The sequence below is a fragment of the Cellulomonas pasadenensis genome, from assembly GCF_047229365.1.
Classification (GTDB): Bacteria; Actinomycetota; Actinomycetes; order Actinomycetales; family Cellulomonadaceae; genus Cellulomonas.
Map to the genome: position 1 here is coordinate 1 of NZ_JBFTEP010000095.1, position 14,289 is coordinate 14,289.

The 14,289-nt window shown below is 76.3% G+C and carries 10 protein-coding genes, 1 tRNA gene and 1 pseudogene; 4 read left to right on the forward strand and 8 right to left on the reverse strand.

Translation table 11 applies throughout. From position 1 onward, the window contains the following. From AB6N23_RS13150 to AB6N23_RS13175, 6 genes are all read right to left on the reverse strand, one after another. Window positions 1-1,192, reverse strand: a 1,192-nt coding sequence (locus AB6N23_RS13150; protein WP_412866494.1) for an MFS transporter, incomplete at its 3' end; no start/stop codon positions are given. Between the two features lie 46 nt (window positions 1,193-1,238). Next, window positions 1,239-2,216: an alpha/beta hydrolase family protein gene (locus tag AB6N23_RS13155; RefSeq protein WP_412866495.1), complete on the reverse strand. Its 978-nt coding sequence runs from the start codon at window positions 2,214-2,216 to the stop codon at window positions 1,239-1,241. 38 nt (window positions 2,217-2,254) lie between these two features. Beyond that, window positions 2,255-2,331, reverse strand: a tRNA-Thr gene (locus tag AB6N23_RS13160). An 83-nt stretch (window positions 2,332-2,414) separates the two neighbouring features. Beyond that, a complete protein-coding gene (locus AB6N23_RS13165) occupies window positions 2,415-3,329 on the reverse strand; it encodes a DsbA family protein (protein WP_412866496.1) in 915 nt (304 codons plus the stop codon). 69 nt (window positions 3,330-3,398) lie between these two features. Then, complete coding sequence (locus AB6N23_RS13170) at window positions 3,399-3,902, reverse strand: hypothetical protein (RefSeq protein ID WP_412866497.1); 504 nt, start codon at window positions 3,900-3,902, stop codon at window positions 3,399-3,401. 116 nt (window positions 3,903-4,018) lie between these two features. Further along, window positions 4,019-6,307: a serine/threonine-protein kinase gene (locus tag AB6N23_RS13175; protein ID WP_412866498.1), complete on the reverse strand. Its 2,289-nt coding sequence runs from the start codon at window positions 6,305-6,307 to the stop codon at window positions 4,019-4,021. A 130-nt stretch (window positions 6,308-6,437) separates the two neighbouring features. Here AB6N23_RS13175 and AB6N23_RS13180 point away from each other — a divergent pair. The 4 genes and pseudogenes from AB6N23_RS13180 to AB6N23_RS13195 all read left to right on the forward strand — a co-directional run. Beyond that, window positions 6,438-7,853, forward strand: a pseudogene (locus AB6N23_RS13180) (alpha,alpha-trehalose-phosphate synthase (UDP-forming)); the annotation flags it as partial. A gap of 250 nt (window positions 7,854-8,103) precedes the next feature. Further along, window positions 8,104-8,916: a trehalose-phosphatase gene (gene otsB, locus AB6N23_RS13185; RefSeq protein WP_412866499.1), complete on the forward strand. Its 813-nt coding sequence runs from the start codon at window positions 8,104-8,106 to the stop codon at window positions 8,914-8,916. Window positions 8,917-9,176: 260 nt separating this feature from the next. Beyond that, window positions 9,177-10,301 carry an ABC transporter ATP-binding protein gene (locus tag AB6N23_RS13190; RefSeq protein WP_412866500.1) on the forward strand — a complete coding sequence of 375 codons (1,125 nt, stop codon included), beginning with the start codon at window positions 9,177-9,179 and terminating at the stop codon, window positions 10,299-10,301. A gap of 95 nt (window positions 10,302-10,396) precedes the next feature. After that, window positions 10,397-11,698 (forward strand): DUF4032 domain-containing protein, encoded by a 1,302-nt coding sequence (locus tag AB6N23_RS13195; RefSeq protein WP_412866501.1) that lies wholly within the window; start codon window positions 10,397-10,399, stop codon window positions 11,696-11,698. A gap of 47 nt (window positions 11,699-11,745) precedes the next feature. On the opposite strand, the gene rlmB is transcribed toward AB6N23_RS13195, so the two are convergent. Both rlmB and cysS read right to left on the reverse strand, forming a co-directional pair. Next, window positions 11,746-12,735, reverse strand: coding sequence for a 23S rRNA (guanosine(2251)-2'-O)-methyltransferase RlmB (gene rlmB, locus AB6N23_RS13200; protein ID WP_378205692.1), 990 nt, complete (start codon window positions 12,733-12,735; stop codon window positions 11,746-11,748). Continuing rightward, on the reverse strand, window positions 12,735-14,174 hold the full coding sequence (gene cysS, locus AB6N23_RS13205) for a cysteine--tRNA ligase (protein ID WP_378205689.1): 1,440 nt from the start codon (window positions 14,172-14,174) through the stop codon (window positions 12,735-12,737). Before cysS ends, rlmB begins: the two co-directional genes overlap by 1 nt. Between the last annotated feature and the right edge of the window lie 115 nt (window positions 14,175-14,289).

A 14,289-nucleotide genomic window follows, 5' to 3' on the forward strand; every position in this document is an offset into this window, starting at 1 on the left:
CGTGCCGCTCGCCGTCGTCGCGTCCGCCGCCGGGCGCGCCGGCGGCCGCGAGCGCGACGCCGCCGGTGGCGAGGACGCCGGCGCCGACGCTGCCCAGCGCCGCGCCCGCCGAGACGACGAGCGGTCCGGCGGCGTTGCCGGAGTCCTGCAGCAGCCGCCACGCCCCGAGGAACGCGGCGCGGCGGTCGGGCGGGGCGACGTCCGACCCGAGGGTCATGAGCAGCCCCGAGCTGATGCCGTTGCCGGCGCCGAGCACCACCGCGACCGCCGCGAGCCCGGCCACCGTGGACGTCGTGGGCAGCAGCAGCATCGCGAGCGCCATGACGAGCATCGACGGCACCGCGACGGCGAGCCGGCCGCGCCGGTCCATGACCCGCCCCGCGGGGTAGAACAGCAGCACGTCGAGGGCGCCGGCGACGCCGTAGACGACGCTCGTCGTCGCGGGCGCGAGGCCCAGGTGCTCGCCCCACAGCGGCACGACGGACTGCCGGGCGCCGCGGACGACGCCGACCAGCAGCACCGCGGACCCCAGCGTCAGCAGCACGTGCCGGTGGTCGCGCACCACCTGGAGCACGGACGCGCGCACGGCGGGGCGCGTGTGCGGGCCGGCGACGTCGGGCACGGCGAGGAGCACGGCGACCGCCACGAGCGTCGTGCCGACGGCGAGCCAGAACGCCGCAGGCGTCGCCGTGACGTGGATGAGCGCGGCGCCGAGGAACGGGCCGAGGAACACGCCGATGCGCCCGACGCCGCCGAGCGTGGACAGCGCGCGGGCCCGGTGCACCACGGGCGTGATCCCGGTGACGTACGCCTGCCGCGCGAGCATGAACACCGCGTTCGTCGCGCCCACGCACAGCGCCCCGACGGCGAGCAGCGCGACCCGGTCGGCGAGCGCGCAGCCGGCGAACGCGACTACCGCGACGGCCGACGCCAGCAGCATCGCGTTGCGGTCCCCCACGCGGCTCGCGAGCGCGCCCGCCGGGACGTCGGCGAGCAGCTGCCCCACGCCCAGCAGCGCCGCGAGGACCCCGGCCGTCGCGAGGTCGGCGCCGAGCTCGACGGACCGCACGGCCACCACGGGCACGACGGCGCCCATGCCGAGCTCGTACACCAGCGCGGGCAGGTAGACGCCGAGCAGCACCGGCCGGGACAGGAACCCGGCGCGGGCGGCGGGGCGCGGGACGTGGCTCATCGGCGTCAGTTTCGCCGCCGCGGGGCGTGCGCGCCGCCGGCGACCGTCAGCCGGCGCGCCGGTCGACGAGGAACGCGGTGAGGGTCGGCAGGTAGGCCGGCGCGAGCTGGTCGCGTCGCGGGACGCCGGGGACCGGTCCGGAGAGGAACAGCCCGTGGTCGGCGCCGGGGAGCACCGCGAGACCGTGGCGCGGGTCCGGCGGCAGGTGCTCGGCGAACGCGCGGACGCTCTCCGGCACGGGCACGACCGGGTCCGCGCCGCCGAGCAGGGCGAGGACCGGGCACCGCAGGCGCGGCAGCACGTCGGCGGGGTCGACGTCGAGGACCCCCGCGACGAACCCGAGCACCGCCGGGTCGTCGTAGCCGTCGAGCACCGGCCCGGCCCACGGCGCGCCCGCGTGCCGCGCCTGCTCCGCCAGGACGTCGTCCACGGGCACGCCGTCGCGCAGCAGGGCCGTGCGCCGGTCGAGCCACGCCAGGCCCGCGGCGACCGTGGCGTCGTCGTGCCCGGCGGCCCGCAGCGCCGTCGCGACGCGGTACCGCTCCTGCCGCGCCGGCGTCGTGCCGGGACCCGAGTGGCACACGACGAAGCCCACCTCGTCGGGCGCGATCGCCGCCGCGAGCATCGCCACCCACCCGCCCTGGCTGACGCCGTACAGGCCGACCGGCCGGCCGGCCGTCCCCGCGTGCGCCCGCAGCACCCGCAGCGCGGCCAGCGACTCGTGCGCACGGTCCTCGAGCGTCTGGTCGGTCCAGCGGCCCGGCGACCCGCCGCAGCCGGGCTTGTCGTGCCGCAGCACGACCGCGCCGGCGTCGGCCACCCACGTCGGCCAGCCGCCCCACCCGTCCACGTCGCCGTCGCCGGAGCCGTCGACGAGGACGACACCCGGCAGCGGGCCGGGTGCGGCGGCGGGCGTGCGGACGACGGCGCGCAGGTCACCCACGGCCGTGGGCACCACCGTCGGCTCCTCCCGGGCGCCGGTGCGGGTGCCGGCGTCGGCGTCGGGCGCGGACGGGACCGTCATGCCGGCCTCCTCGTCGAGGTGCGGGGTGACGCGTGCGGTGGAGCCCCCTGTCGGATTCGAACCGACGACCTGCTGTTTACAAGACAGCTGCTCTGGCCAGCTGAGCTAAGGAGGCGAGGGCGCCAGCGTACCGGCCGGCGCCCGGGACGCCGCGGGCGCCCGTCCCGGAGGACGGGCGCCCGCGGACGTCGGGTGGCGTCAGCCCTGCGCGCCGGCCGCGGCGGCCAGCACGGCCTCCGTTAGCGGGCCCGGGGTGTAGAGGTCGCCCTCCCACTTCACGCCGTCGATGAGCACCGACGGCGTGCTGATGCCGCCGAGGTCGGTCTCCGCCTGCTGCGTCGCGGCGGCGACCCACGGGGAGTACGTGCGCCAGGTGCCCTCGCGCTCCTCGGTGCCGTCGTCCGTCGTCACCTCGAAGGTGCCGTCGACCGTCGCCGTGAACTGCTCGGTCACCGCGGCGGGGACGCCGGCCTCGGTGGCGATCTCCGCGATCTCGGTGTCGCTCAGGCCGGACGAGCCCTCCTCGGGCTGGTTGTCGTACAGCGCCGTCATGAACGCGACCATGTGCTCCGGGTCCTCCTCGGCGACGACCGCGAGCGCGTTGGCCGCGCGCGTCGAGTAGAAGGTGCCCTGCGACGTGCCGTCGAGGAACGAGATGGGCCGGTACTCGACGGTGATGCCCTCCTGCGCGGCGAGCTGCTCGAGCTCGGCGCCGTTCGCGGCGTCGAACTGGCCGCAGTAGGGGCACATGAAGTCGAAGTACACGGTGACGGTCGTGCCCTCGGCTGCCTCGCCGACGCCCGCGGCGCTCACCGGGATGGCGCCGCCCTCGGCGACCGACGGGCCCTCGACCTCGTCGACGGCCGGCACGACGAGGCCGTCGGCGCCGCCGCCGTACTGCACGGTGCCGTACGCCTCGGCGCGCTCGGCGCCCTGCCGGACGATGGCGAACACGACGGCGCCGAGGACTGCGACCGCGGCGACGAGGCCGCCGATCGCGAGCAGCCGGTTGCGCTTGGCCTTGCGCTCCTGCTCCTGGCGCAGGGCGAGCGCCTTGGCGCGTGCGTCCTCGCGCCGCACGGCCTTGGTGGGACGGGGGTCGTTCGTGGGCATGGGTGCTCCTGGTGCTCCGGGTGCCGGCGCTGCCGGCGGGACGTGCGGGCGCGGGACCGGTCGGGCCGGTCAGCAGGCCACGGGCGGCCCCCGGTGCGGGCGGACGAGCACGAGGCCGCGGTCGTGCCGCACGAGGACCGGCAGCACGGGCGCCCGCAGGGGCGAGCGCGGCACGGCGGGCAGGACGAGCGCGACGACGCGGCGCACGTCGGCGGCGCCGAGCAGCGCGACGACACCGGCACGGGCCCGGTGCACGAGCGCGCCGAGCCCCAGGCCCGCCGCCGCGAGCAGGAGGTGCAGCGCCACCACCGGCACCGCGACGCTGAGCAGCAGCACCGCGCCCTGCGACGTCCCGCCCAGGGCGTACGCGCCCTGCGGGCAGTGCGCCGCCGACGCGAGCACGTCCATGCGCACGCCGACGGCCGCGAGCGGTCCGTCGGCCACGACGCAGCGGTGCACGAGCACGCGTCCCTCGGCGGCGACGACGAGCGGCGTCAGCGCGAGCAGCACGCCGGCGAGCGTCACGGCGCGGGCGCGCGCGTGCCGCAGCACCGGGGCGGGACGCGTTCGCACGGGCTCAGGGTAGGCGCTCGACCTGCCCGTGCCGAGGGCCCCGGCGTCCGGGGGGCCGGGGCGAAGCGGTTCGGACGCCGCCGGCGGGCCCGCACGTGCGGGCGTCCGGCCGACGGTCAGGGCACGGGCATCCGCGGCGTCGGCAGCGGCGCCCACTCCACGGGCGTGCCGGACAGCACCTGGTGCGCGAGCGCCGCCGCCGCGACCAGCGCCAGCACGACGACCACGAGCCCGCCGACCCACCCCGGCGCGACGGCCGCGAGCACGCGCCGGGCACCCGTGCGGGTCATGCGGGACAGCGGCCCGAACCACAGGACCAGCACCGCGAGCAGCACCGCGGCGCCCACGACGGCCGACGCCACCAGGCCGCGCGGCGGCTCGCCCGGCACGGCGTCGCCCAGCACCCACCGCCCCGACCCGACCAGCCACCACGCCACCCCGACGGCGATGACGACGACGCTGGCGCCGACGAGCACGGACGGCACCACGCCGAGCACCGCGCGCACGAGGTGCCACGGCGACGACGCGATCGCGATCGGCACGTCCGAGCGGCGCACGCCCGCGCGCTCGCGCCGGCCGTGCATCGCCTCGACGGTCGAGCCGACGGCGCGCACCAGCACGACCAGCACGAGGACGACGAGCAGCGTGATGCCGGGCGCGTGCGCGCCGGCGACGCCCACGAGCAGCCCGAGCGCGAGGAGCGTGCCCCACCGGCGCCGGGCCGGCGGGCGGACGTAGCCGGAGCCCTCCTCGCCGGGGTGGTCCGAGCGCTCGAGGTCGTCCTCGATCCAGTCGACGCCGTCCGGGTCGTCGTCGTGGCCGTCGTGCCACTCGCCCTCGTGCCACGCGCCGTCGTCCGCGTCGTCCTCGGTCCCGCGGGCCGGGTGGGCCCAGGCGTCGGGGTCGTGCCGGACGTCGCGACCCGACGCCGACCGGGCCGGCGGCGCGACGAGGGTCGCGTCGGGGTCGTCCGTGCGGGCGGCATTCAGCGGCACGGCGACGGTCCGGCCGTCGTTGGCCGGCGGCTCCGGCGGGCCGACGGCCGTCGTGCCGGCGCGCGCCGCAGCGCCCGCGAGGGCGACGGTCGGCGCGGTGCCCACGCCCGCGGGGTCGTGGTCGCCCTCGTCGTGGCCGTCGTCGTCGAGCTCGTCGTCGAGGTCGTCGTCGAGCTCGTCGTCGCCGTCGTCGCCGTCGTCCCCGTCGGCCGGCCCCAGCCCGGAGCCGGCCGCGACGAACGTCGTCGGCATCTCGTCGCGCCCGACCAGCGTGGTGACGACGTCGTCCTCGCCGGCATCGTACTCGTCGTCGGCCCACGCGTCCTCGTCGGCCCACGCGTCCTCGTCCGCGTCGTCGGCCTCGTCGCCGGCGTCGCCCTCGGCGTCGTCGACCGGCACGTCGTCGTCGACCGGCACGTCGTCGTCGGCCGCGTCGCCGTCGCCCGCGTCGCCGTCGGGCGCGTCCCCGTCGGCCCCGTCGTCGACCACGTCGTCCGCCGTGACCACGCCCGCACCCGCCGCACCGGCCGCGCCCACCGCACCGGCGCCCGTGAGCGCGGCGAGCGCCGCGGTGGCGTCGGTGCCCGACGGCAGGTCGCCCTCCTCGGCGACGACGCGCAGCGCCGCCACCACGTCCTCGGGCGTCGTGCGGGCGGCGGCGTCGGGGCGGAGCGCGCCGGTGAGCGCCGCGGCGGTGAGCGGGCCGACGCCGGCCAGGTCGACCTCGCCGGAGCGGGCGCGCGCGAGCACGGCCTCGACCGGGCGCGTGCCGAAGGGGTCCCGGCCGGTCGCGGCGAACGCGAGCAGCGCCGCCCAGCCCCACAGGTCGGTCGCGACGCCCGGCTCGGCGCCGTCGAGCAGCTCGGGCGCGAGGTACCCGGGCGTGCCGAGCACGAAGCCGGCCGTCGTCAGGGTCGCGTCGTCGTCCACGCCCTGCGCGAGCCCGAAGTCGATGAGCACGGGCCCGTCGTCGGTGAGCAGCACGTTGGACGGCTTGAGGTCGCGGTGCACGACGCCGGCGGCGTGCACCGCCGCCAGCGCGGACCGCAGCCCCTCCGCGAGCGCGAGCAGCTCCTCCTCGTCGAGCGGGCCGCGCGCGCGGACGCGCTCGGTGAGCGTCTCGCCCGGGACGAGCTCGGTGACGAGGAACGCCTCGGTCGAGTCGGCCTCGGCGTCGAGCACGGCCGCCACCGCCGGGTGCCGCAGGCGCTGCAGCGCCGCCACCTCGCGCATGAGCCGCGCGCGCACCGCCGCGTCCGCGCCGACGTGCGGGTGCAGCAGCTTCAGCGCCACCGCGGTGCCCCCGCCGTCGACCGCCCGGTACACCGTCCCCATGCCGCCGGAGCCGAGGGGGGCGACGACCGTGTAGCCGCCGATCTCCGACCCCGGCGCCAGGCCGATCCGCTCCATGACCGGCACGCTAGCGGGCGCGTCGCCGCACGTGGGGGACGCCACACCCGGGCCGGAGCCCGGGCGGGGCCCCGACGGGAGCACTAGGGTCGGCACCGATCCCGAGGAGTTGATCCGCGTGCCCTTCGACGTGCCCGCCGACGGCCACGACCTGGTCGTCGTCGCGAACCGCCTCCCTGTCGACGTGAGCCTCGACGAGGCCGGCGAGCCGACCTGGACCCGGTCCCCCGGCGGTCTGGTGACCGCCCTCGCGCCCGTGATGGCCAACGCCGAGGGCGCGTGGGTGGGGTGGGGCGGGTCACCCGGCCTCGAGCTGGACCCGTTCGTCGTCGACGGCACGCGCCTGGTCCCGGTCATGCTCACCGAGCAGGACATGGAGCGGTACTACGAGGGCTTCGCCAACGACACGCTGTGGCCGCTGTACCACGACGTCATCGCGCCGCCGCAGTTCCACCGGCAGTGGTGGGACGCGTACCAGAAGGTCAACCGGCGCTTCGCCGAGGCCGCGGCGCGGCAGGCGGCGCCCGGCGGCACGGTGTGGGTCCACGACTACCAGCTGCAGCTCGTGCCGGCGTTCCTGCGCGAGCTGCGCCCCGACCTGCGGATCGGCTACTTCCACCACATCCCGTTCCCGCCGCTGGAGATCTTCGCGCAGCTGCCGTGGCGCAAGCAGGTCGTCGAGGGCCTGCTCGGCGCCGACCTCGTCGGCTTCCAGCGCGCGGGCGACGCGGCGAACTTCGTGCGCGTCGTGCGGCGCCTCACCGACCTGACGACGCGCGGCCAGGTGGTCACGCTCGGCGACGGGACGCCGCAGCAGCGGCACGTGCGCGCCGCGGCGTTCCCGATCTCGATCGACTCGCACGCGTTCGACGAGCTCGCGCGCACGCCCGAGGTGCAGGCGCGGGCCAAGGAGATCCGCACCGAGCTGGGCGACCCCGAGGTGCTGCTGCTCGGCGTCGACCGGCTCGACTACACCAAGGGCATCCGCCACCGCATCAAGGCGTACGGCGAGCTCCTCGAGGACGGCCGCCTGTCGCCGACCGACACCACGCTCGTGCAGGTCGCGAGCCCGAGCCGCGAGAACGTGGGCGCCTACCAGCAGCTGCGCGACGAGGTCGAGCTGCTCGTGGGCCGGATCAACGGCGACCACGGCACGGTGGGCCACGCGCCGGTGCAGTACCTGCACCAGTCCTTCCCCATGGAGGAGATGGCGGCGCTGTACCTCGCCGCCGACGTCATGCTCGTCACGGCGCTGCGGGACGGCATGAACCTCGTCGCGAAGGAGTACGTCGCGGCACGGTCCGACGACCGGGGCGCGCTGGTGCTCAGCGAGTTCACGGGTGCGGCGGACGAGCTCGTCGGCGCGGTGCTGGTGAACCCGCACGACATCTCCGGCATGAAGGACGCGATCACGTACGCCGTGCACATGGAGCCGCGCGAGTCGCGCAAGCGCATGCGCCGCCTGCGCCGCCGCGTGCTCGGGCACGACGTCGCGGCGTGGTCGCAGCAGTTCCTGTCCGCGCTGACGTCGGTGCCCGCGCGGGACGCCGCGGGCCGCACCGGGACGGGCGCCGACCGGGGCGACGACCGCGGGGACGACGGCGGGGACGACCGCGGGGACGACGGCGCGCCGGCCGCGGCGCCGCGCTACCAGGACGCCCAGCGCCACGGCGACCCGTTCGACGCCGACCGGTACAGGGACGAGAACCGGGACGAGAACCAGGACGAGAACCGGGACGAGAACAGGGCCGGGAACCGGGACGCCGCCCCGGCCGACGCGCTCGAGGGGACCGAGGATGACTGACGCGACGCCCGCCGGCGCCGACCCGCAGGACGCCCGCGCGCTCGCCGACCGCCTCGCGGCGGTGCTCGCCGACCCCGCCCGCCGTCCGCTGCTGGTCGCGCTCGACTTCGACGGCGTGCTCGCCCCGCTCGTCGACGACCCGAGCACGTCGGCCATCCTCCCCGCGGGCGTCGAGGTCCTCGCCGCCCTCGGCGGCCGCGACGGCGTGCTCCTGGCGCTCGTCTCCGGCCGCGCCATGGCGGACCTGCACGCGCTCGCCGAGGTGCCGCCCGGCACGTACCTCGTCGGCAGCCACGGCGCCGAGCGCGCCCGCGTGACGACCTCCGGGCTGGACCGCGACGTCGTCGAGCTGACGCCGGAGCAGGCAGACCGCCTCGCCGCGCTGGGGGCCCGCGCGGCCGCGGTCGCGCGCGGTCGCGACGGCGTGTGGGTGGAGACGAAGCCGACGGCGGTGGTCGTGCACACGCGGCTCGCCGAGCGCGAGGTCGCCGGCCCCGCCGAGCAGGAGGCGCTCGCGCTCGGCGCGGAGCTCGGCGCGGGCACGCTGCACGGCAAGGACGTCGTCGAGCTCACCGTGCTGCCCGCCGACAAGGGCACCGCCCTGCAGGCGCTGCGGCACGAGCTCGGTGCGCCGGTCGTCCTCTACGCGGGCGACGACGTGACCGACGAGCACGCCTTCGCGGCGCTCGGCGACGACGACCTCACGGTCAAGGTCGGTGCCGGCGCCACCGCCGCGCGGTACCGCGTCGCCGACCCCGAGGCGGTCGTCGGCGTGCTCGCCGCGGTGGAGCGCGCGACGCGCTGACCTGCACGGTCGCGGGTCGGCCGTCCGGGTGAGGGCGCGGCCCCGTCCGGGCGGCGGCGTGGGCACGGAACGGGCGTCCCGGACAGGCCGGACGTGGCGTGTGCCATACTCGTGACCCGGCCGAGGGAGTTCGCGAGGACGCCCCCGGTCCGTGTCAGCGGAGACACAGCGCTCGGCAGGGTGCCTCCACCGACCCTGCGTTGACACTCTTCACGACGGATCGTCCGGCACGTACCTGCCGGTGAAGGGAAAGACCGAACATGGCCACGGTCACTTTCGACAGCGCGACCCGGATCTACCCGGGCACGGAGCGTCCCGCGGTGGACGCCCTCAACCTGCACATCGAGGACGGCGAGTTCCTCGTCCTCGTCGGCCCCTCGGGCTGCGGCAAGTCCACCTCGCTGCGCATGCTCGCCGGCCTGGAGGACGTCAACGCCGGCCGCATCCTCATCGGCGACCGCGACGTCACGGACGTCCAGCCGAAGGACCGCGACATCGCGATGGTGTTCCAGAACTACGCGCTGTACCCGCACATGACGGTCGCGGACAACATGGGCTTCGCGCTCAAGATCGCCGGCACGCCGAAGGCGGAGATCCGCACCCGCGTCGAGGAGGCCGCCAAGATCCTCGACCTCACGCAGTACCTCGACCGCAAGCCGAAGGCGCTCTCCGGCGGTCAGCGCCAGCGTGTCGCGATGGGTCGCGCGATCGTCCGCCAGCCGCAGGTCTTCCTCATGGACGAGCCGCTGTCGAACCTCGACGCCAAGCTCCGCGTCCAGACGCGCACGCAGATCGCGTCGCTGCAGCGCCGCCTCGGCGTCACGACGGTCTACGTCACGCACGACCAGACCGAGGCCCTCACCATGGGTGACCGCATCGCGGTCCTCAAGGACGGCATCCTCCAGCAGGTCGGCACGCCGCGGGACATGTACGACACGCCCGCCAACGTGTTCGTCGCCGGCTTCATCGGCTCGCCCGCCATGAACATCGGCACGTTCCCGGTGCTCGACGGCGCCGCGTCGGTCGGCCAGTCGCGCCTGCTCCTGCCGCGCGAGGCGATCAGCCGCCTCTCGGACGACGACAAGGGCCACATCACGGTCGGCTTCCGCCCCGAGTCGCTGGACGTCGTGCCCGCCGGCACGCCGGACTCGTTCCCCGTGGTCGTGAACATCGTCGAGGAGCTCGGCTCGGACGCGTTCGTCTACGGCTCGCTCACCAACGAGTTCGGGCAGGCCAGCCAGGTCCACTCGGGCGCCGGCGACGCGCAGGTCATCGTCCGCGTCGACCCGCGTCAGGTCCCCGCCAAGGGCGACTCGATCAACGTCCGCATCCGCCCGAACGAGCAGCACCTGTTCCACGCGGGCTCGGGCGAGCGCATGTCCTGACGCCTCGGCGTCGCACCACGCACCACGACGAGGCGGGTCCGGTCACGACCGGGCCCGCCTCGTCGCGTCCGGCCCGGACCTGAGAGGATCGACGCATGAGCGGCACGGCGCAGCGTCTGCAGATCACGGCGGCGAGCCCCGACCCGGCACTCCTCGACCTCCCCTGGCACGTCCCGCTCGAGGACTGGCCGGCCGAGAACCTCGCCGCCCTCCCCCGCGGCATCTCGCGGCACGTCGTGCGGTTCGCGCGGCTGTCGGGCCGGGTCATCGCCATCAAGGAGATCGGCGAGACCGTCGCGCACCGCGAGTACGAGCTGCTGCGGCAGCTGCGCAAGCTCGACGTGCCGAGCGTCGAGCCGGTCGGCGTCATCACGGGCCGGCGCGCGCCCGACGGCGAGCCGCTCGAGGCGGTGCTCATCACGCAGCACCTGTCGTTCTCGCTGCCGTACCGCGCGCTGTTCAGCCAGTCGCTGCGGCCCGACACCGCGACACGGCTCATCGACGCCCTCGCGGTGCTCATGGTGCGCCTGCACCTCGCGGGCTTCTACTGGGGCGACGTGTCGCTGTCGAACACGCTGTTCCGGCGCGACGCGGAGACGTTCGCGGCGTACCTCGTGGACGCGGAGACGGGCGACCTGCACGACCGCCTGTCGGTGGGCCAGCGCAGCTACGACCTCGAGGTCGCGCGCGTCAACATCATCGGCGAGCTCATGGACCTGCAGGCCGGCGAGTTCCTCGACGAGGACGAGGACGCCGTCGCGATCGGCGACGCGCTCGCCGAGCGGTACCAGGAGCTGTGGAAGGCCCTCACCGAGGTCGAGTCGTTCGGGTACGGCGAGCGGTGGCGCGTGCAGGCCCGCATCGACCGGCTCAACGACCTCGGCTTCGACGTCGGCGAGCTCGACATCACCACCGACGTCGAGGGCACGTCGGTGCGCATCCAGCCGAAGGTCGTCGACGCGGGCCACCACTCGCGCCGGCTCATGCGCCTGACCGGCCTCGACGTGCAGGAGAACCAGGCGCGCCGGCTGCTCAACGACCTCGACGAGTTCCGCGCCGCCACCGACCGGCAGGCCGAGGACGAGTCGTTCGTCGCCCACGACTGGCTCACGGAGATCTTCGAGCCGGCCGTGCGCAGCGTCCCGCGCGAGCTGCGCACCAAGCTCGAGCCCGCGCAGGTGTACCACGAGCTGCTGGACCACCGGTGGTACCTGTCGCAGCAGCAGGGCCGCGACGTGCCGATGCCCGAGGTCGCGGCGAGCTACGTGCGCACCATCCTGCCGACCCGCCCCGACGAGCAGGCCGTGCTCGGCACGCGCGCCGAGGACCTGCGCGACTCCGACACCGCCGGCGTGCCGCGCGTGGACGACCTGGACCCGGACCGCCTCATCGGCTGACCGTCGCCGCGCGCCCCCGGCGGCCGGGGACGGCGGCGTGCCGGACGTCAGGCCGTGCGCTGGCGCGCGACCTCGTACAGCGCGATGCCCGCGGCGACGCCGGCGTTGAGCGACTCGACAGCCGACGCGATCGGGATCGACGCGATCGCGTCGCACTGCTCGCGCACGAGCCGCGACAGGCCCTTGCCCTCGGACCCGACGACGAGCACGAGCGGGTCGTTCGCGTACGGCAGCTCCCCGAGCGGCACGTCGCCGCCCGCGTCGAGGCCGACGACGAACACGCCGGCCTGCCGGTACGCCTGCAGCGCCCGCGTCAGGTTCGTCGCGCGGGCCACCGGCACGCGTGCGGCCGCACCGGCCGACACCTTCCAGGCCGCCGCGGTCACGCCGGCCGAGCGCCGCTCCGGCACGAGCACGCCGTGCGCGCCGAACGCACCCGCGGACCGCAGCACCGCGCCGAGGTTGCGGGGGTCCGTGACGCCGTCGAGCGCCACGACGAGCGGCGGCACGCCGGCCTCCTCCGCCGCGTCGAGCAGGTCGTCGGGCTCGCCGTACTCGTACGGCGGCACCTGCAGGGCCACGCCCTGGTGCACGGCGTCGTCGGTGAGGCGGTCGAGCTCGCCACGGCCCACCTCGAGCAGCGGGTAGCCCGCGTCCGCGGCGATCGCCACGATCTCGCGCGTGCGGTCGTCGGCCTCGAGCCGAGCCGCCAGGTACACCGTGGTCACCGGGATGCCGGCGCGCAGCGCCTCGAGGACCGAGTTGCGGCCCGCGACCATCTCGTGGGTCGAGCTCGTGCGGCCGCCGCGCCCGCCCGCCGCGCTGCGCGACGCGCCGGCCGTCGGGCGACCCGAGGCCGTGCCCTTCTGCGCGGCGACCTTGCGCTTGTGCGCCACGTGGTACGGGCGGTCCTCGGCCTTCGGCGTCGGGCCCTTGCCCTCGAGCGAGCGGCGGCCGTGACCGCCGGTGCCGACGGTCGCGCCCTTCTTGGATCCTGCCTTGCGCGTCGCGCCGCGACGCGATGAGTTGCCGGCCATCAGTCCTCCGTGGGGTCGGTGGGGGCGGCGAGCGTCCAGCGCGCCCCCGTCGGCGAGTCCTCGACGACGACGCCCGCGGCCGTGAGGCGCTCGCGGATCGCGTCGGCGGTGGTCCAGTCCCGCGCGGCACGGGCGGCCGCGCGGGCGTCGAGCTCCGCGGCGACCAGGGACGCGAGCGCGCGCTCCGCGCGGTCGTCCCCGCCCGCGGTCGTCCACTGCGGCGAGGCCGGGTCGAGCCCCAGCACGTCGAGCATGCCGCGCAGCGACACCATCGCGTCGCGCGCCGCGGCGTCGTCGCCGGCCGCGAGCGCGCTGTTGCCGGCGCGCAGCGTCTCGTGCACCACCGCGAGCGCGGCCGGCACGTTGAGGTCGTCGTCCATCGCGGCGGCGAAGCCGGTGGGCAGGGCGACCGCGGCGACCTCGTCGGCGGTGGCGGCGCCCACGCGCTCGGTCGCGCGCTGGACGAACCCGGCGAGGCGGTCCCACGTCGCCTCGGCCTCGCGGAGGGTGTCGTCGGTCCACTCGAGCATCGACCGGTACTGCACGGCCGTCATGGCGTACCGCAGCACCACGGGGCGTACCTTCTCGAGCACCGCCGTGACGAGCAGCCCGTTGCCGAGCGACTTGCTCATCTTCGCGCCGCCCTGCGTGACCCAGCCGTTGTGCAGCCAGTACCGCGCGAACCCGTACCCGGCGGCGTGCGACTGCGCCTGCTCGTTCTCGTGGTGCGGGAAGCGCAGGTCGAGCCCGCCGCCGTGGATGTCGAACGCCTCGCCGAGGTAGCGGTGCGCCATCGCGGAGCACTCGAGGTGCCAGCCCGGGCGGCCGCGCCCGTAGGGCGTGTCCCACGAGGCGCTCTCCGGCTCCCCCGCCTTCGGCGCCTTCCACAGCGCGAAGTCGTGCGGGTCGCGCTTGCCGCCCGCACCGGCGTCGTCCGGGGAGTCGACCATGTCGTCGAGCCGCTGGTTCGTCAGCTCCCCGTACGACGGCCACGACCGGACGTCGAAGTACACGTCGCCGGGGCCCGCGACGTACGCGTGGCCGCGCTCGACGAGGCGCGCCATGAGGTCGAGCATCGCCGGGACGTGCCCCGTCGCGCGCGGCTCGTAGCTCGGCGGCAGCACGCCCAGCGCGTCGTACGCGGCGGTGAACGCGCGCTCGTTCGCCATCGCCCACGCCCACCACGGCGCACCGGCGTCGGCGGCCTTCGCGAGGATCTTGTCGTCGATGTCCGTGACGTTGCGGACGAGGGTGACGCGGGTGCCGCCGCGGCGCAGCCAGCGCACGAGCACGTCGAACGCGACGCCCGAGCGCAGGTGGCCGATGTGCGGGGGCGCCTGGACGGTGGCACCGCACAGGTAGACGCCGACCTCGCCCTCGACGAGAGGGACGAAGTCGCGCACCGACTGGGTGCCGCTGTCGAACAGCCGCAGGCTCACCGGCCCAGGCTACCGGCGCGGACGCCGCCCGCCGGTCGTGCGCGGCGCCGGCGGCCCGCCCCCTGGGGGCCGCCGGGCGCCCGCACGCTCACGCCAGGGCGGTGAGGTTCGGCGC

Excerpts from the sequence above, each read along its gene's own strand:
- AB6N23_RS13155 (WP_412866495.1), bottom strand. The coding sequence starts at position 2,216 with ATGACGGTCCCGTCCGCGCCCGACGCCGACGCCGGCACCCGCACCGGC.
- AB6N23_RS13165 (WP_412866496.1), bottom strand. The coding sequence starts at position 3,329 with ATGCCCACGAACGACCCCCGTCCCACCAAGGCCGTGCGGCGCGAGGAC.
- AB6N23_RS13175 (WP_412866498.1), bottom strand. The coding sequence starts at position 6,307 with ATGGAGCGGATCGGCCTGGCGCCGGGGTCGGAGATCGGCGGCTACACG.
- otsB (WP_412866499.1), top strand. The coding sequence starts at position 8,104 with ATGACTGACGCGACGCCCGCCGGCGCCGACCCGCAGGACGCCCGCGCG.
- AB6N23_RS13190 (WP_412866500.1), top strand. The coding sequence starts at position 9,177 with ATGGCCACGGTCACTTTCGACAGCGCGACCCGGATCTACCCGGGCACG.
- AB6N23_RS13195 (WP_412866501.1), top strand. The coding sequence starts at position 10,397 with ATGAGCGGCACGGCGCAGCGTCTGCAGATCACGGCGGCGAGCCCCGAC.
- rlmB (WP_378205692.1), bottom strand. The coding sequence starts at position 12,735 with ATGGCCGGCAACTCATCGCGTCGCGGCGCGACGCGCAAGGCAGGATCC.